This window comes from Streptomyces sp. NPDC032721, from assembly GCF_055579625.1.
This window is the reverse complement of the sequence record NZ_JBVIMX010000002.1, coordinates 408,213-424,453: the sequence shown is the minus strand read 5'-3', so window position 1 is coordinate 424,453 and position 16,241 is coordinate 408,213. Positions and strand designations below refer to the sequence as shown.

15 protein-coding genes are annotated in these 16,241 nt (G+C 73.0%); 11 read left to right on the top strand and 4 right to left on the bottom strand.

The features are described from left to right. Positions 1 to 77: 77 nt before the first annotated feature. From ACZ5PB_RS08100 to ACZ5PB_RS08080, 5 genes are all read left to right on the top strand, one after another. Complete coding sequence (locus tag ACZ5PB_RS08100) at positions 78 to 761, top strand: TetR family transcriptional regulator (protein ID WP_468688834.1); 684 nt, start codon at positions 78 to 80, stop codon at positions 759 to 761. 100 nt (positions 762 to 861) lie between these two features. After that, positions 862 to 2,112, top strand: coding sequence for an alpha/beta hydrolase (locus ACZ5PB_RS08095; RefSeq protein WP_468688832.1), 1,251 nt, complete (start codon positions 862 to 864; stop codon positions 2,110 to 2,112). A gap of 84 nt (positions 2,113 to 2,196) precedes the next feature. Beyond that, positions 2,197 to 3,096: a DUF4429 domain-containing protein gene (locus ACZ5PB_RS08090; protein ID WP_468688831.1), complete on the top strand. Its 900-nt coding sequence runs from the start codon at positions 2,197 to 2,199 to the stop codon at positions 3,094 to 3,096. Positions 3,097 to 3,426: 330 nt separating this feature from the next. Beyond that, complete coding sequence (locus tag ACZ5PB_RS08085) at positions 3,427 to 4,830, top strand: sensor histidine kinase (RefSeq protein ID WP_468688936.1); 1,404 nt, start codon at positions 3,427 to 3,429, stop codon at positions 4,828 to 4,830. Beyond that, positions 4,827 to 5,507, top strand: a complete 681-nt coding sequence (locus ACZ5PB_RS08080; protein ID WP_468688829.1) for a response regulator — start codon at positions 4,827 to 4,829, stop codon at positions 5,505 to 5,507. The genes ACZ5PB_RS08085 and ACZ5PB_RS08080 overlap by 4 nt, the downstream gene beginning before the upstream one ends. A gap of 25 nt (positions 5,508 to 5,532) precedes the next feature. Here the strand turns inward: ACZ5PB_RS08080 and ACZ5PB_RS08075 are convergent, their stop codons facing one another. Then, positions 5,533 to 6,531: a hypothetical protein gene (locus ACZ5PB_RS08075; protein ID WP_468688827.1), complete on the bottom strand. Its 999-nt coding sequence runs from the start codon at positions 6,529 to 6,531 to the stop codon at positions 5,533 to 5,535. Positions 6,532 to 6,839: 308 nt separating this feature from the next. Between ACZ5PB_RS08075 and ACZ5PB_RS08070 the strand changes: the two genes are divergently transcribed. Together ACZ5PB_RS08070 and ACZ5PB_RS08065 are read left to right on the top strand one after the other, a co-directional pair. Next, a complete protein-coding gene (locus ACZ5PB_RS08070; RefSeq protein WP_468688825.1) occupies positions 6,840 to 7,928 on the top strand; it encodes an alpha/beta hydrolase in 1,089 nt (362 codons plus the stop codon). A gap of 79 nt (positions 7,929 to 8,007) precedes the next feature. Then, a complete protein-coding gene (locus ACZ5PB_RS08065) occupies positions 8,008 to 9,285 on the top strand; it encodes an acyltransferase family protein (RefSeq protein ID WP_468688823.1) in 1,278 nt (425 codons plus the stop codon). A gap of 46 nt (positions 9,286 to 9,331) precedes the next feature. On the opposite strand, the gene ACZ5PB_RS08060 is transcribed toward ACZ5PB_RS08065, so the two are convergent. Continuing rightward, positions 9,332 to 10,354 carry an aldo/keto reductase gene (locus ACZ5PB_RS08060; protein ID WP_468688821.1) on the bottom strand — a complete coding sequence of 341 codons (1,023 nt, stop codon included), beginning with the start codon at positions 10,352 to 10,354 and terminating at the stop codon, positions 9,332 to 9,334. 7 nt (positions 10,355 to 10,361) lie between these two features. Next, on the bottom strand, positions 10,362 to 10,838 hold the full coding sequence (locus tag ACZ5PB_RS08055; protein WP_468688819.1) for a MerR family transcriptional regulator: 477 nt from the start codon (positions 10,836 to 10,838) through the stop codon (positions 10,362 to 10,364). Positions 10,839 to 10,950: 112 nt separating this feature from the next. Between ACZ5PB_RS08055 and ACZ5PB_RS08050 the strand changes: the two genes are divergently transcribed. The 3 genes from ACZ5PB_RS08050 (at position 10,951) to ACZ5PB_RS08040 (ending at position 14,195) form a co-directional block, all read left to right on the top strand. Further along, positions 10,951 to 11,430, top strand: coding sequence for a GNAT family N-acetyltransferase (locus tag ACZ5PB_RS08050; RefSeq protein ID WP_468688818.1), 480 nt, complete (start codon positions 10,951 to 10,953; stop codon positions 11,428 to 11,430). 34 nt (positions 11,431 to 11,464) lie between these two features. Continuing rightward, a complete protein-coding gene (locus tag ACZ5PB_RS08045; protein WP_468688816.1) occupies positions 11,465 to 12,295 on the top strand; it encodes a serine hydrolase domain-containing protein in 831 nt (276 codons plus the stop codon). 100 nt (positions 12,296 to 12,395) lie between these two features. Continuing rightward, entirely contained in the window at positions 12,396 to 14,195 is a 1,800-nt protein-coding gene (locus ACZ5PB_RS08040) for a serine/threonine-protein kinase (protein ID WP_468688814.1), read from the top strand. A gap of 7 nt (positions 14,196 to 14,202) precedes the next feature. Here ACZ5PB_RS08040 and ACZ5PB_RS08035 read toward each other — a convergent pair whose 3' ends face one another. After that, the gene (locus ACZ5PB_RS08035; RefSeq protein WP_468688812.1) at positions 14,203 to 14,859 is read right to left on the bottom strand and encodes a pirin family protein; all 657 of its coding nucleotides are present in this window, start codon (positions 14,857 to 14,859) and stop codon (positions 14,203 to 14,205) included. A 59-nt stretch (positions 14,860 to 14,918) separates the two neighbouring features. Between ACZ5PB_RS08035 and ACZ5PB_RS08030 the strand changes: the two genes are divergently transcribed. After that, positions 14,919 to 16,184: a PucR family transcriptional regulator gene (locus ACZ5PB_RS08030; RefSeq protein WP_468688810.1), complete on the top strand. Its 1,266-nt coding sequence runs from the start codon at positions 14,919 to 14,921 to the stop codon at positions 16,182 to 16,184. Positions 16,185 to 16,241 lie beyond the last annotated feature (57 nt).

Below are 16,241 nucleotides of genomic sequence, written 5' to 3'. Positions count from 1 at the left end.
TCACTAGCCGGTAACTGTCACGTAGCTCACAGGTAAGGTGAGCAGGCAAAATTCAGGAGAAACAGGACCCAGGGGCGATGGCGGACAAGCTGAAACGTACGGGCGCCGCACGCGGGCTCACCCCGGTGTGCGGTCTGCGCGAGCGCAAGAAGCAGCGCACCCGGGACTCGCTGCTGCGCGTCGCCCTGGAGCTGTTCACCACCCAGGGGTACGAGCGGACGACGGTCGACGAGATCGCTGCCGCCGTCGAGGTCTCGCAGCGCACCTTCTTCCGCTACTTCGCCTCCAAGGAGGACGTCGCCTTCACCGTGGTGTCGATGGTGGAGGCCCGCTTCCTGGCGGCGGTCAGCGAGCGGCCCGCCGACGAGGACCCGCTGACCGCCCTGCGCAACGCCGTGACCTGGGCGTGGGAATCGGTCGGCGAGGCCATCGAGGCCGTCATCCCGATCGAACTGCACATGCGGACCTACCGGATGATCGAATCCACTCCGGCACTGCTCGCCGTCCACCTCCGGCGCTCCACGGAACTGGAGGACGCCATGGCAGGTGTCATCGCCGAGCGGGAGGGGCTCGACGTGGACGCCGATCCCCGGCCCCGGATCGTGGTGGCCGCGTTCGGCGGGGTGATGCGGCTGACCGGGCGGATGTGGGGGCAGCGGGAGGACGCGAGCCTGGACGCCATACGGGAGATGACCGCGCGCTGCCTGGATCATCTGGGCCCGGCACTGGCCGGGGACTGGCGTCAAGAAATCCGTGCGTAGCACACCCGTATACACAGGCTGACCTCCACACCTTTATCGAAACGTGATCCGCGTCACGGAATACGCACGGGCCCCGGTGAACCTCCTAGGGTGTCCCGCAGTGACTTCCTTCGACTCCTCCCCCTCCGTAACCGCATGGCGGGCACTCCTTGCCCTGTCCGTGGTGTTCGTGATGCTCGCGATCACCGGCTGGACCGCCATCCACCACCAGCGGGACAACGACGTGTCCCTCAAGGAGGCCTTCGCCTCGTGGCAGCACGGCCGGATCGACGGCCGTGACCTTCCCGACCCGCAGGGCCCCCCGCAGCGGGTGGCGAGCTTCTTCGACGGCCTGACCGCGCTCCAGCAGGGGCGGCTGGTCCATGAGTACCCCCTGGTCGTCGGCAACCTCAACGGGGCTCCCGTACCGCTGCGCTTCGAGGCGAACCGGCGGGCGCTGAGCCAGGCGCAGGTGATCGAGCGCAGGCGGATGGAGGACCCCCGGGTCTCCAGGGCGGGGAAGCAGGACGCCGACCGGCGGCTGCACCGGTTCGCGGCGCTGCTGCGCGAAGGACGCAAGGTGCTGGCCTTCGACCCGGACGGCGGCGGACGGGTCGCGGAGGTCTTCGGCGATCTGGAGCGGGCCCAGCGGATCTCGGTCGTGGTGCCCGGTGTGGACACCAACGTCGTGAACTTCGAGCGGACCTACCGCAAGTACTCCTCCCCGGTCGGGATGGCGAAGTCGCTGTACGCGGCGGAGCGCGAGGCGGCGCCCGCCAAGCGGGTCGCCGTCATCGCCTGGGCCGACTACACGGCGCCGGTGGGGCTCGGCATGGACGCGATGGTCGGGGCGCCCGCGCAGGCGGGTGCGCGGCGGCTGGTGGCGATGACCGGGTCGCTGCCCGGGGCCGGCTCCGTACCGGTGTCGCTGTTCTGCCACAGCTACGGGTCGGTGGTGTGCGGGGTGGCCGCGCAGGACCTGCCGGAGCGGGTCACCGACATAGCGGTCTCGGGCAGCCCCGGCATGCGGGCGGACACCGCCGCCGAGCTGGGGACCAGGGCCCGGGTGTGGGCGATGCGGGACGCCGACGACTGGATCCAGGACGTGCCGTACCTGGAGGTCGGCGGGCTCGGGCACGGGACGGACCCGGTGTCGCCGGAGTTCGGGGCGCGGGTGCTGTCGGCGGCGGACGCCGTGGGGCACACCGGCTACTTCGAACCGGGCACGGTCAGCGTCGGCAACTTCGCGCAGATCGGTGTCGGCAGTTACGACGGGGTGAGCTGTGCGGGCGGCGGGGACGCCTGCCGCAACGGAATCGGGGAGAACGGTGGGGACGGCGATGCCAGTGACGACGGGTACGGGGCTGCCTGAGGTGTCTGACGCGCGTAGAAGGCGGGAAATCGAGGTGGCCGCCGAGGGGCGACGTCCGGCCGGACGCCGCATACGATGAGCCGCATGGGTGATGTGCTGGCCGGAATTCATGCCACCTGGGAGTTCGACAGCGACTCCGTGCTCATCCGCTTCGAACGGGGGATACGTACGCCGAAGCTGCTCTCCGCGCTCGGTGAGCGGCGCATCCCGCACGAGGCGCTGGCCGATGTGACGCTGACCCCGGGCAAGCGAGGCACCGTCGTGCTGCACGCGGTGCCCAGACCCGGCGCCGATCCGCTGATGGAGGCGGCCGCCGGACAGCTCAAGGAGAGCTCCGACCCGTACCGGCTGGTGCTGCCCGCCGAGCGCGAGGTGCTCGCCGAGTACTACGCCGACGAGCTGCGCGCCAAGCTGCGCGGCAGCGTCACGGACTTCGGGGAGCCCGCCGAGCGGTTCCTGGTGGCGCCGCCGCAGGGGCCGCTGCACTTCAAGGCGTACGACGGGAAGGCCAGCTTCGACGGGACGCACGTGGCGTTCCGCTGGTTCTGGACCGGTGCGTCGTCGGCGAAGTGGAAGGTCGGCGACCAGAACTTCCCGGTGGCCTCGCTGAGCGGGGTCGAGTGGCGCTCCCCCGATGTCCTCGACGGGCACCTGCGGCTGCTGCGCAGGGACGGCGGTGCCGCGGAGGACAGCCCGGGGCAGGCGGACCAGGACCCGGCGGCGGTGGTGTTCGGCCTGGGCTACGGGCCGGTGCACGAGTCGCTGCCGTTCGCCGCCGCCGTGCTGGCCGCGGTACGGAGCACCCCGGGAGCGGTGGACCCGGGGCGCGAGCGGGTCGCGGTCGAGGCGGGCGTGGGCACCGGGCGGCGCGAGCCTGCGGACATCGTGGAGCGGATCCGCCACCTCGGGGACCTGCACCAGGCAGGACTGGTGACGGACGAGGAGTTCTGCGCGAAGAAGGCGGAACTGCTGGCGGAGCTGTAGTCGCGAGGGGCGGGCGGGACGCCTGGGACAGGAGTGCCCTGAGGTAGTACCGGGGTATGAGGGCCTGCTCAGACCCCGGGTATGACGTGGGAGGACGGGTGCGCTGCCTACGCTGAGGGAGCCATGAACGAACCGAACCGGCCCTCCTCGGCTTCCCCGCCCGCCTCGGCTTCCCCGCCCGCCGCGGCGCCCCCGCCCTCCGAGTCCTCGTCGGCCCCCGGCGGGTCCGCGGCGCCCCCTCGGCAGCCCTCCTATCCGCCCCCGCCCTCGGCCGCGCCGCCGGGCGGCCTGTCGGGCGGCCTGTCGGGCGGCCTGTCGGGTGCCCGGACGATGGACGGGCTGTTCGCGGCCGGGAGGCGCCAGCTGCGTGCGCTGCTGCACGCCGTCACCCATCCCTCGCACCCGCCGACGCCGCTGCTCCAGCAGGCGCCCAAGCGGTGGCAGCGGCTGCTGCCGTACTTCGTGGTGGTCGCCCTCACCGTCACCCTGCTGCCGGTCACGGTGCAGGTGCTGGCCAATGACTACGGCGTGCCGGGCGGCATCGCGGGCGCGCTGGCCGTCGCGCAGTCGGTGCCCTTGCTCCTGATCGCCCACCGGCCGTTGCAGGCCTGGTGGATCGTCTTCCCCGCCGGGGTGATCGGCAGCCTGTTCATCCTGAAGGGATCCGAGGGCAGTGCCATCTGGCCGTGGCCGGCGCCCACCATCGTCGGTTCGCTGTTCCTGCTGTTCGCGCTGGCGCTGCGGGAGCGCCGCCAGGCCCTGATCGGGGTCTGGATCGCCACCGCGCTGGCCGGGATCGTCCTGGGGCAGCTGGAGCCGGAGGCCAGCGACGGCACCAATGTGCTGACGATCGTGCTGAGCGGCGCCGTGCTCGTCATCGGCGGCGCGCTGCGGGAGCGCGGTGAGGCGCAGCGCAAGCTGGTGGAGCAGGAGACCATCAGCGTCGCCGAGCGGGCACAGCGGCAGCTGCTTGAGGAACGGACCCGGATCGCCCGGGAGTTGCACGACGTCGTCGCCCACCACATGTCGATGATCACGGTGCAGGCCGACTCGGCCCCGTACCGGATCAGCGGTCTCCCGCCCGAGGCCGAGGAGGAGTTCGCGTCGATCGCCTCCAGCGCGCGGGAGTCGCTGACCGAGATGCGGCGGCTGCTCGTGGTGCTGCGCAGCGAGGGCACCGAGGGCGAGCGGGCGCCGCAGCCCGGCCTCGACAAGGTGCAGCAGCTGGTGGAGGCGACGGTACGGGCCGGGGTGCCGGCCGAGCTGTCGATGGCGGCCGAACTGGTGGCGACCGAGGGGAAGTTGGCAGTGCCGCAGGCGGTGGACCTGTCGGCGTACCGGATCGTGCAGGAGGCCCTCGCCAATGTGGTGCGGCACGCGCCGGGGGCGGTGACCCGGGTGTCCGTACGGGCGGAGGAGACGGATCTGCTGGTGCTCGTGGTCAACGGGCCCGCCCCCGAGCCCACTTCGCCGAACTCGCGGGCCGCGCGGGTGGAGGCGAAGGGGGCGGGCGGACACGGCCTGGTGGGGATGCGCGAGCGCGTACGGTTGACCGGCGGCACGCTGGACACCGGGCCGCTGGCGGACGGGGGGTTCAGGGTGGCGGCACGGCTGCCCCTGTCGGGGGCGGGCACGACGGCTCCTCCCCGGTCGGCCCGTTCTGCGGGAACAACACAAGAGACGGCTGAGCCGGCAGAGACGGCAGACACAGAGAAGGACTCCCCCGCCACATGACCATTCGCGTGATCATCGTTGACGACCAGGCCATGGTGCGGGCCGGATTCGCCGCACTGCTCTCGGCGCAGGCCGACATCGACGTGGTGGGCGAGGCGCCGGACGGACGGCAGGGCGTGGAGGTCTCCCGTTCCACGCATCCGGACGTGGTGCTGATGGACGTACGGATGCCGGAGATGGACGGACTGGCCGCCGCGCGGGAGATCCTCTCCCCGCCGGTGGGGGTGGTCCACCTGCCCAAGGTGCTGATGCTGACCACCTTCGACGTGGACGACTACGTGTACGAGGCGCTGCGCGCCGGGGCGTCCGGATTCCTGCTGAAGGACGCGCCGCCCGCCGATCTGATCGCGGCGGTACGGGTGGTGGCGGCGGGCGAAGCACTGCTGGCGCCGTCGGTGACACGGCGCCTGATCGCGGACTTCGCGGCGCAGCGCCCCGCCCCCCGGCGGAACCCGGCGCTCCGGCTCAATGGGCTCACGCCCCGGGAGACGGAGGTGCTGGAGCTGATCGCCCGGGGGCTGTCCAACCAGGAGATCGCGGACCATCTGATCCTGGCCGAGCAGACGGTGAAGACGCACATCGGCCGGGTGCTGGCGAAGCTGGACCTGCGGGACCGGGCGCAGGCGGTGATCTTCGCGTACGAGTCGGGGCTGGTGGCACCGGGCGACGCGGGCTGAGTCCGGTCGGGGTACGCACCCGCCATCAGGCCTGACGCCGGGTGCGTACCCAGTACGAGTACGCCGCGACGGTCAGCGCCGCGCCGTACACCGCGAACGCCCCCATCCCCGTCCACGCCACCAGCGTCGCGTCGCGCGAGGTGGCGAAGTCGCCCGGGGGCAGCTCCACCGCCCCGAACGCGGCGAGCGTCAGCTGCCCGACACCGAGCGTCCCGTACGGCGCGAGCGTCGCCGCCCCCAGCGCCGCCGGTGCCAGCGGCAGCCACCTGGGCACCCGGCGGCCCGCCAGGAACACCGTCCACCGGGGGAAGACCTGGCCCCACGGACGGACCAGCCCGTACAGCAGGAAGATGCCGAGCGCGGCGAGCAGGGCCGTCGCGTCGATCCCGTACGACTCCAGCGTCAGCCAGATCCCGGAGGCCCCGTTCCGGCGGGAGATGGCCAGCATTTCGGCGCCGGTCGTTCCCGCGAAGGTGCCGCCGGTCGCCCATACGGTCTTCATCGCGGCGTACGGGAGGAACGCCAACGCACCTGCCAGTGCGGCCAGTTGGACGGGCCGGGGGGCGGCGGCCGGCGGCGGCGGAGGCGCGGCTCCGTTCGCCGGGGCGGCCCCGTCCGCGCGGGCCTGCGCGGCGAGGAGCAGCGCGCCGAGCGCACCGAGGGCGTGGTGCACCGCGGCGAGCGGGCTGTCGGGGAGGCTGCCGGTCAGCACCATGACGACGTCCATCAGCAGGCTGAACCCCGACACGAGGGAGAGGGCGGCGGCGGTCCACAGCGCGGGGCGGACCGCGCGGTGGTGCGGGCGACGGGCCCGGAGGGCGAGCGCGCCGACGGCGAGGGCCGCCACGGCGATCACGTACCCATTCATGTACGGGGGAGCGGAGTGGGGGCCCAGGACGAAGAGGGGGCGGTCGGCGAGGAGGGCCGTGAGGGCCAGCGCGGTGTGCGCCAGGGCCCAGGCGACTGTCGGGCGGGGCAGCGGGGGGACGGTGCGGGCCGTCGGCCCCGGGGCGGTGTGGGTCATGGGGTCACTGTCCGCCCGGCCGCCCCCTCCCGCCTCGGCCCCGGGGACGAAGGAGGTCCGCCGCGCGGGGGAGGCCGGAAGCGCGCGTCGGGGCAGGTCGAGAGCCCGTGGGCGGGGGTCGCACCACCTCCCACAGGGGGGCCAGCCCCACCCTCTGACCTGGGAAAGACCTCCAGTACTGCGGTATCACCCAGGAGTTGGCCCCGTGGTGTGACGCCGCAGCGCATGTCCTCTTCCTACCTTGCTCCACGTCAAGCCGCCGATCACGGCGGCACGTGCGGCAGGGACGGGAAGAGGGGGCGGGGACGATGCGCCGGTTCAGGAGGACGCTGGCCGCCGTGGGGGTGGCGCTGTCCATGGTCGGCGGAACCGCCGGGTGGGCGTCCGCCGACTCGCAGACCGCCGTCACCGGGCCGCCGCCGGGTGCCGAGGCCTGGCGCGCCGAAGGGCTGATCGACCCGGCGGCCGGCACGCCGGAGCAAGTGGCCCGGTTCTTCGGGAAGTTGAGCGAGGAGGAGCGCGCCGGACTCGTCCGCCGCCACCCGCTCGTCGTCGGGAACCTCGACGGCGCCCCGGTCGCCCTGCGGTACGCCGCCAACAAGCGCGCCGTGCGGGCCGACGGGCGCTTCCCCGGGCTCCTCTCCCCCGGGCGGCAGATCCTCGCGTTCGATCCCCGGGGACGCGGTCAAGTCGCTGAGGTGTACGGGGACTTGGGGCGCGCGGCGCACGTCGCGGTCGTCGTGCCCGGGTCGGACATCGACGCATCGACCTTCGACCGCACCAACGACCCGTACGGCACTCCGTCCGGTATGGCCAAGAGCCTGCGCAAGCAGACCGGCGACGGCACCGCCGTCATCGCCTGGGCCGGGTACACCACCCCCGTCGGCGTCGGCATCGACGCCGCGACCGGCCGACTCGCGGAGGCGGGCGCCGAACGGCTGGTCCGCCTGACGGACGGGCTCGACGCCGTCGGCGCCCCGGACCCGGCGGTGTTCTGCCACAGCTACGGCTCCGTCGTCTGCGGACTGGCCGCACCCCGGCTGGACGCCGCCGACCTGGTCGCCCTCGCCTCCCCCGGCATGCACGCGGACAGCGCGGCCGACCTGGGCACGGACGCCCGCGTCTGGGCCGCCAAGGACGCCACCGACTGGATCGACAACATCCCCCACGTCCGCTTCCTGGGCCTGGGCCACGGCGCCGACCCGACCGCCGCCGACTTCGGTGCCCGCCCGGTCCCGGCGGCCAACGCCCAGGGCCACACCGGCTACTTCGCACCCGGCACCGACTCACTGCGGGCCTTCGCCGCGATAGCGCAGGGCCGCCCCGTCACGGATACGGACGCCGCCGGTCCACAGACGGCGGACTCCCCCGCTCCCCCACCAGCGGCCCGGACCTGACCGCGCACCCCGTCGCCGCGCGGCGACGCCACCCGCGCACCCCCGACTTCGCTCCCCCTGGACATCCGAAGGACCCCCGATGAGCATCACCGCCACCGCCCCGGAACCCACCGCCAAGGCCCCCGCCCACAAGACCCGCGGCCCCGCCGCCCTCGCCGCCCTCGCCCGCAAGATCGACGCCCGTACTCCCGCCCACCGCGACCGCGCCATCGACGGCCTCCGCGCCCTCGCGCTCCTCGCGGTCCCCACCGGCCACTGGCTCCTCGGCGGCTTCACCGTGGACCAGGACGCGGGCTCGCTGCACAACGCCAGCCCGCTCTCCAGCTTCGCCGGCCTCGCCCCCGCCAGCTGGATCCTCCAGATGCTGGGCATCTTCTTCCTGGTCGGCGGCTACGCCTCGGTCCTCTCGTACCACAAGCGCAAGGGCAGCAGCGGGGAATGGCTGAAGGGCCGGCTCGTGCGGCTCGGCCGTCCGGTGCTCGGGGTGACCGCCGTCTGGGCGCTGCTCGTTCCCGTGCTGTTCGGGCTGGGTGTGCCCGAGGCCACCCTGCGCACCGGCGCGAAACTGGTGGTCCAGCCCCTGTGGTTCGTGGGGGTGTACGCGGCGATCACCGCGCTCACCCCGCTGTGCATCCGGGCCGCCCGCCGGATCGGCCCCTGGTCGGCCCTGCCGCTGATCGGTTCCGTCGCCGTCGTCGACTTCCTGCGCTATGGGCCGTACGCCGACGCCGTGCCGTCCTGGCTGAGCCTGCTCAACCTGCTCCCCGGCTGGCTCTTCGCCTACCAGCTCGGCGTCGCCTGGGGCGAGAAGAAGCTCACCAAGAAGACCGCGTACGTCCTGCTCGTCGGCGGTACCGCCCTCTTCGCCGCGCTGCTCCTCGCGTTCCACTACCCGGCGTCGATGGTCGGCGTCCCCGGCCAGGACCGCACCAACTCGCACCCGCCGTCGCTGCTGGTGCTCGCCCTGGCCGCCGCCCAGAGCGGTGCCGCGATCCTGCTCCGCGACCGGATCGCCCGGCTGCTGACCCGGCCCGCCCTGTGGGCGCCGGTCGTCGTCATCAACCTGTGCGCGATGACGATCCTGTGCTGGCACCAGACCGCGATGCTGGCCGCCGCCGTCCCCGGCTCGTACCTCGGTACGATCCCGGGCCTGACCGCGGCGCCCGACACGCTGGGCTGGATCGCGGCGCGGCTCGCCTGGATGCCGCTGTTCGCCGTACTGCTCGTCGTGATCGCCAAGTTCACCCACGTCTTCGAGAACCCCGGCAAGAACGCCCGTACGACGACCAGGGCGCGCCGGACGGTCGCGGGACTGCTCGCCGCGGGCTTCACCGCTTTCGCCCTCGGCCTGGCGTGAGCGCCCGCGCGGCAGTGCGCACGCGGGCCCCACGTCCCCTACTCGCCTACTCGCGGCCCGCCGAGGCGAACGACATGTCCGCGTACCTCGGCCCCGCCACCCGGGCCGCGATCGGCTCCAGGAGCGCCAGCTCCTCGGCGCTGAGCACCACCCGGGTCGCCCCGGTGTTCTCCTCGACGCGGGTGCGCTTGCGGGTGCCGGGGATCGGGACCACGGACAGCCCGTGCACCTGCGCCCGCTGCTGCACCCAGGCCAGCGCGACCTGGCCCAGGGTGAGGCCGCGGGCGCGGGCCACTTCGCGCACCGGGTCGAGGAGTTCCCCGTTGGCCTGCGCGTTGTCGCCGTTGAAGCGGGGGTGGTGGCGGCGGAAGTCGCCCGCGTCCAGGTCCTTCTCCGCGCTGGCGAAGGCGCCGGTGAGGAAGCCCCGGCCGAGCGGCGAGTACGCCACCAGGGCCGCGCCCGTCTCCGCGACCGCCGGTACGACGCCCGCCTCGATGTCCCGGCTGAACAGCGACCACTCCGACTGCACGGCGGCGATCGGGTGCACGCCCTGCGCGGCCCGCAGTTCGTCGCCGGTGACCTCGCTCAGTCCGAGCTGCTTGACCTTGCCCGCCGCGACCAGTTCGGCCATCACGCCGACGGTCTCCTCGATGGGGACGTTCACATCGCGCCGGTGCATGTAGTAGAGGTCGATGACGTCGACGCCCAGGCGGTCCAGGCTCTCGTCGATGCTCGCCCTGATGTGGGCGGGGTCGTTGTCGATGATCCGCTTGGTGTTGTCGGCGGGGTCGACGGCCAGCCCGAACTTCGTGGCGAGGACGATCTCGTCGCGGTGCGCCTTCACGAAGGGGGCGAGGAACCTCTCGTTCTCGCCGTCCCCGTACGCGGCGGCCGTGTCGTACAGGGTGACGCCCAGCTCCAGGGCGCGCTCCAGGGTGGCCCGTGCCTCGGTGGCGTCGGTGGGCCCGTACGCGAAGCTCATGCCCATGCAGCCGAGGCCCTGGACGCCGACCTCGGGGCCGGTGGTGCCGCCGAGACGGGTGGTGGCGAGGGGTGCGGTGGTGCTCATGAAGGAATCAGAACCTCTCCGACGCCCTGCGGGCTTCCGCATAGACGTCGATCTTGTAGTCGAGTACGGCGAGGGTGTCCCGGAGCTCGTCGATCCGGGTCAGTACGTCGCGACGGGTGGACTCCAGCAGTTCCTGCCGCGCCTCGAAGGTGTGCTCGCCCTCGCGGACCAGTTCCGCGTAGCGCACCATGTCGGCGACGGGCATCCCGGTCAGCCGCAGCTTGCCGACGAACGCCAGCCAGTCCAGGTCCCGGTTGCGGAACCGGCGCTGGCCGGTGTGCGAGCGGTCCACGTGCGGCATCAGGCCGATCCGCTCGTACCAGCGCAGGGTGTGCGCGGTGAGTCCGGTGGCGACGGCCACCTCACTGATCGTGTAGTGGTCGCGCCCCTCGGGCAGGGGGTGCCCGGCCGGCAGGGAACAGTCGCGGAAGTGGGGCCGGGATTCGGTGTGCACTGGCGGGGGGCTGCTGTCGATCACCGTCATGTCCTCCACGCTAGAACGTTGGAGTGCACTCGAAGCAAGTGGTCCCGGCGAGAACTTCTGGGCCGCGGCTTCCCGGCTGCGCGGCACGGGGCCGCACAGTAATCTGCGCCGCATGGATCACGGAACGGTACGGCGTGCGACCGCCGACGACGCGGCGGAAGTGCTGCGCCTGCGCCAGATATTGATCGAATCCCTCACGAACGAGGCCGCCCCCACCGACTGGCAGGAGGCCTCCCTCCCCCAGCTGCGCAAGAAACTCGGCGCCCAGGACGGCGACTTCGCGGTCTTCGTGAGTGAACACCCGGACGGCGGCGGCAGGTTGGGCACCACAGTCGTCGGTACGGTCGACTACCGGATCGGCAATCCGCCCGCCCCCCTCGGCAACCGGGGACACATCTTCGGCGTCGTCACCGAGCCCGGCGCCCGCCACCTGGGTGCGGCCCGCGCCTGCACGGTGGCACTGCTGGACTGGTTCCGCGAGCAGGGTGTGACCCAGGTCGATCTGAGCGCCTCGCCGGACGCGGAGCCGCTGTACGCCTCGCTGGGCTTCGTACGCCGCGACGAGCCGGCCATGCGGCTGAGCCTCACCTGAGGGACGCCCCCGGGCTCCGGTTAGGCTCGACGTCATGCAGAGCGTGACGATGATCGAGTCCTGGCCGGTGCCCACGGCCGCCGCAGCGGTCGTACGGGCGGACGGCACCGTCCTCGGGTCGCACGGCCCGTCGGGCCACCGCTTCTCCCTGGCCTCCGTCACCAAACCGCTCGCCGCGTACGCGGCCCTGGTGGCGTACGAGGAGGGGGCGATCGAGCTGGACGAACCGGCGGGTCCGCCCGGCTCCACCGTCCGCCACCTGCTCGCGCACACCAGCGGGCTCGCCTACGACGAGCAGCGGATCACCTCCGAGCCCGGCACCCGCCGCCTCTACTCCAACGCGGGCTTCGAGGCGCTCGGCGACCACCTCGCCAAGGCCACCGAGATCCCCTTCCCCGACTACCTCCGCCAGGCGGTCCTGGAGCCCCTCGGCATGACGGCGACCGCCCTCGAGGGCGCCTGTTCCCCGGCCCGCGACGGCGTCTCCACGACTCACGACCTGCTCCGGTTCGCCGCCGAGCTCCAGGCCCCGCGCCTGCTGGACCCCCGTACGGTCGCCGAGGCCAGCCTCACGGTCCACTACCCCGGCACCAAGGGCGTCCTCCCCGGCTTCGGCCACCAGAACCCCAACGACTGGGGCCTGGGCTTCGAGATCCGCGACTCCAAGTCCCCGCACTGGACGGGCAGTTCGTCCTCTCCCCGTACTTTCGGCCACTTCGGCCAGGCCGGTACCTTCCTGCTGGTCGACCCGGACGCGGGCCTGGCAGCGGTCGCCCTGACCGACCGCCCCTTCGGCCCGTGGGCGGCGGAGGTCTGGCCGCCGTTCGTCGACGCCCTGCTGGCCGAGGCCCGCGCCGCCGCCTGACCGGCGGGGGGCTCCGCACCGGGGGTGGGCCACACCGGTGCGGCGTTGGGCTACCCTCCCACCCGACGAGTGCGACACGGTTCGACGGGCGGGACATCAGATGCACCAGGGCGGTACGGGCGGACAGTTCCAGCCATTGCGGGACGATGATCCCCGTACGGTGGCCGGTTACCGCATTGCCGCCCGCCTCGGCGCGGGCGGCATGGGCCAGGTCTACCTGTCGTACACCCCCGGCGGGCACCCCCTCGCCGTCAAGGTGATCCGGCCGGAGCTGGGGGACGACGCCGGGTTCCGGCAGCGGTTCAGGCTCGAAGTGCAGGCGGCACAGCGGGTGCAGGGGCTGTACACCGCGCCCGTCATCGACTTCGACACCGAGGACAGCACGCCCTGGCTGGCCACCGCGTACGTGCCGGGGCCCTCGCTGGCCGTCGCGGTCGCCGAGCACGGGAAGCTGCCGGTGCCCGTGGTGCTGCGGCTGCTCGCCGGGATGGCGGAGGCGCTGAAGGTCATCCACGCGGCGGGCATCGTGCACCGGGACCTCAAGCCCGCCAACGTCCTGCTCGGGGCCGACGGGCCGAAGGTCATCGACTTCGGCATCGCGCGGGCGGCCGACGCCACCGCGCTCACCGGGACCGGGATCACGGTCGGCACGCCCGCCTTCATGTCGCCGGAGCAGGCGGCGGGCAAGGAGCTCGGGCCCGCCTCGGACGTCTTCGCGCTCGGCCAGGTCGGGGTGTACGCGGCGCTCGGCAACACCGCGCACGGCGAGGGCAATTCGCATGCGGTGCTCTACCGGATCGTGCACGAGGAGCCGGACCTGACCGGGCTTCCGGAGGAGCTGGGCTTCCTGGCGCGCTGTCTGGCCAAGGATCCGGCGCAGCGGCCCGAGCCCGGCGAGATCATCGAACTGTGCCGGGCCGCGTCCGCCAACCCGCTGAGCCAGCAGGGCAGTTGGCTGCCGGAGCCGATGAGCGAGGACATCGACCGGCGGACCCGGGCCTGGGCGGAGATGCGGACGACGATGAAGGAGCCGGCGAGCGAGGGCGCCGGGGTGCACCATGCCCCGACCCAGGCCGCGACGCCGCCGCCGGACACTCCCGCGCCCCAGGCCGCACCCGCACCCGCACCCGCACCTCAGGCCACACCCGCACCCCAGGCCGGCCCGCCGACCCCGCCGCCGTACCCGGGCACGTATCCCGGCCCCGGGCCCGCCGCCCACCCCACCCACCCCACGTACCCCGCCCAGACCCCGGCCCAGCAGCCGCAGCACAGCCTGCACGCCGCGCCCTATCCGATGCAGCCGCAGCCGGGCTGGGCGCCGCAGCCGCCGCCGAAGAAGAAGATGAGCGGCGGGGCCATCGCCCTGATCGTGATCGCCGCCGTCCTGCTGCCGGTCGGCGGCTGCGCCGCGTTCATGGCCAATCTCGCCCTGGACCGCAAGCCCTCCCCGGGCAGCTCCGCCGCCGGGAAGGGCTCAACCCCGCGCCCCGACCCCAAGCCCGTGACGTACAAGGGCATCAACGTCCCCAACGACTACTACGTCCGGTTCGCCGACAACCCCCTCAAGCCGATCCACTCCGGCGACGCCGCCTACGAGGACGACGCGGACTTCTACTACTGGAGCGACGACCGCTACCTCGGCAGCAACAGCGAGAAGGTCGTCCTGCTCAACAACTCCCAGAAGGGCTCGCTCAAGACCTGCCGCGCCGAGACCCGGTTCACCGAGCGCGTCACGCTGGGCCAGGCGAGCCCCGGCTCGCAGTTCTGCGTGCACACCAAGTCCGGGCACATCGCCCTGGTGACCTTCCGGGCCAAGTCCGGGGCCTCGGACCCCAGCGACTACGTCACCCTCGACTTCACGCTGTGGCGCAACGCCGAGGAGCCGGACTCCGCCTACTGAGCACCGGCTACCGGGTACCGGCGAACTCCCAGACCAGCACCTCGGCAGGCTCCGCGGCGACGAGTGCGAGCCCGCCGCCGGTGCCGGTGCGCACCGAGTCGCCGGGCCCCAACTCCTCGCCGCCCAGCGCGAGTCGGCCCCGTACGACATGGAGGTAGCCGGCCTCGGGCACCGGCACCCGCTCCCCCGCCGCCGGGCGCCGCACCCGCAGCACCGCGCCCGCCGCCGGGAGGTCGTACGGGTCGGATCCGGCCAGGCCGCGCACGACGTCGTACGAGGGGTCGCCGCCGGGGGCGAGCGGGGCCAGCCACATCTGCACGAACACCAGCGGACCTGGCCCCGCGTTGCGCTCCACGTGCCGCACGCCGTCCGCCGCGCTGAGGTGCTGGACGTCGCCGGGGCGCACGACCGTCTCGTGGCCCGCGCTGTCGGAGTGCGTCAGTTCGCCCTCGACGACCCAGGTGACGATCTCGGTGTGGCTGTGCGGGTGTTCGTCGAAGCCCGCGCCGGGGGCCAGGCGCTCCTCGTTGCAGGCCAGGACCGGGCCGAAACGGAGGTTGTCCGGATCGTAGAAGTGGCCGAAGGAGAACGCGTGCAGGGACTCGATACCGGCCGAGGGCTCGCCGCCCCGGTAGCGGTCGGCGGCGCGGTGCAGGGAGGTCACGGGGACCACGGTAGCCCCGCCACACCGCGCCGCTCGCCGGATAAGGCAGTCTTGTCACCGTGCCCCGACCCGATCCCGCGCAGAAGTCAGCGCCGCAGCCCGAGCCGTCCGCGCCCGCAGAAGGGTCCGCCGCGGCGTCCTCGGACGGGCCGGTGAAGCGTGCAGCCCATCCGCACACCGCGACCCTCAAGCGGCTGGAGCAGTCCTCCGGCTCCCTCGCCGCGAGCGCCATCGCGCGGATGGACGAGACGCTGTCCTGGTACCGGGCGATGCCACCGGAGAACCGCTCGTGGATCGGTCTGGTCGCCCAGGCCGGCATCGCCGCGTTCACCGAGTGGTTCCGGCATCCGGAGACCCCGCAGGCGATCTCGACCGATGTGTTCGGGACGGCACCGCGCGAGCTGACGCGGGCGATCACCCTGCGGCAGACCGTGGAGATGGTCCGTACGACCATCGAGGTCATGGAGTCGGCGATCGAGGAGGTCGCCGCCCCCGGCGACGAGTCGGTGCTGCGCGAGGCGCTGCTGGTGTACGCCCGGGAGATCGCCTTCGCGACCGCCCAGGTGTACGCGCAGGCCGCGGAGGCCCGGGGCGCCTGGGACGCCCGGCTCGAATCGCTGGTGGTGAACGCGGTGCTGTCCGGCGAGGCCGACGAGGGCGCCGTCTCGCGGGCCGCCGCCCTCGGCTGGAACGCGCCGGAGCATGTGTGCGTGGTGCTCGGCACCGCCCCCGACGGGGACTCCGAGCTGACCGTGGAGGCGATCCGGCGGGCCGCCCGGCACGCGAAGCTGCAGGTCCTGACCGGGGTGCTCGGCACACGGCTGGTCGTCATCGCGGGCGGCAGCGACAACCCGATGCATGTGGCGAAGGCGCTGATCGGGCCGTACGCCGCCGGGCCCGTGGTCGCGGGCCCCGTGGTGCCCGACCTGCTGGCCGCCACCAGGTCCGCCCAGGCGGCGGCCGCCGGACTCAAGGCGTGCACCGCCTGGCAGGACGCGCCCCGGCCCGTACTCGCGGACGATCTCCTTCCGGAACGGGCCATCGCCTCCGACCCCGCCGCCCGGGACCAGCTGGTAGAGGAGATCTACAGACCGCTGGAGGAAGCTGGCTCCGCGCTCCTGGAGACACTGAGCGTCTATCTCGAACAGGCGAGCAGTCTCGAAGGGGCGGCCCGGATGCTCTTCGTACACCCCAATACCGTGCGCTACCGGCTGCGACGTGTGACGGACGTCACCGGGTGGTCACCCTCCGACGTCCGCTCGGCGTTCACGCTCCGCATCGCCCTGATCCTGGGGCGTCTGGCCGACGGTGATTCTCCGGCCTAGACTTTTGTCGGATACAAACAATTCCCCTGACGGTTCTTCGTCCCAGTCCCCACCGGC

Coding starts and splice junctions, on each gene's coding strand:
- ACZ5PB_RS08060 (WP_468688821.1), bottom strand. CDS start 10,354: ATGAGCACCACCGCACCCCTCGCCACCACCCGTCTCGGCGGCACCACC.
- ACZ5PB_RS08085 (WP_468688936.1), top strand. CDS start 3,427: ATGGACGGGCTGTTCGCGGCCGGGAGGCGCCAGCTGCGTGCGCTGCTG.
- ACZ5PB_RS08040 (WP_468688814.1), top strand. CDS start 12,396: ATGCACCAGGGCGGTACGGGCGGACAGTTCCAGCCATTGCGGGACGAT.
- ACZ5PB_RS08065 (WP_468688823.1), top strand. CDS start 8,008: ATGAGCATCACCGCCACCGCCCCGGAACCCACCGCCAAGGCCCCCGCC.
- ACZ5PB_RS08100 (WP_468688834.1), top strand. CDS start 78: ATGGCGGACAAGCTGAAACGTACGGGCGCCGCACGCGGGCTCACCCCG.
- ACZ5PB_RS08075 (WP_468688827.1), bottom strand. CDS start 6,531: ATGACCCACACCGCCCCGGGGCCGACGGCCCGCACCGTCCCCCCGCTG.
- ACZ5PB_RS08080 (WP_468688829.1), top strand. CDS start 4,827: ATGACCATTCGCGTGATCATCGTTGACGACCAGGCCATGGTGCGGGCC.
- ACZ5PB_RS08045 (WP_468688816.1), top strand. CDS start 11,465: ATGCAGAGCGTGACGATGATCGAGTCCTGGCCGGTGCCCACGGCCGCC.
- ACZ5PB_RS08055 (WP_468688819.1), bottom strand. CDS start 10,838: ATGACGGTGATCGACAGCAGCCCCCCGCCAGTGCACACCGAATCCCGG.
- ACZ5PB_RS08070 (WP_468688825.1), top strand. CDS start 6,840: ATGCGCCGGTTCAGGAGGACGCTGGCCGCCGTGGGGGTGGCGCTGTCC.
- ACZ5PB_RS08090 (WP_468688831.1), top strand. CDS start 2,197: ATGGGTGATGTGCTGGCCGGAATTCATGCCACCTGGGAGTTCGACAGC.
- ACZ5PB_RS08050 (WP_468688818.1), top strand. CDS start 10,951: ATGGATCACGGAACGGTACGGCGTGCGACCGCCGACGACGCGGCGGAA.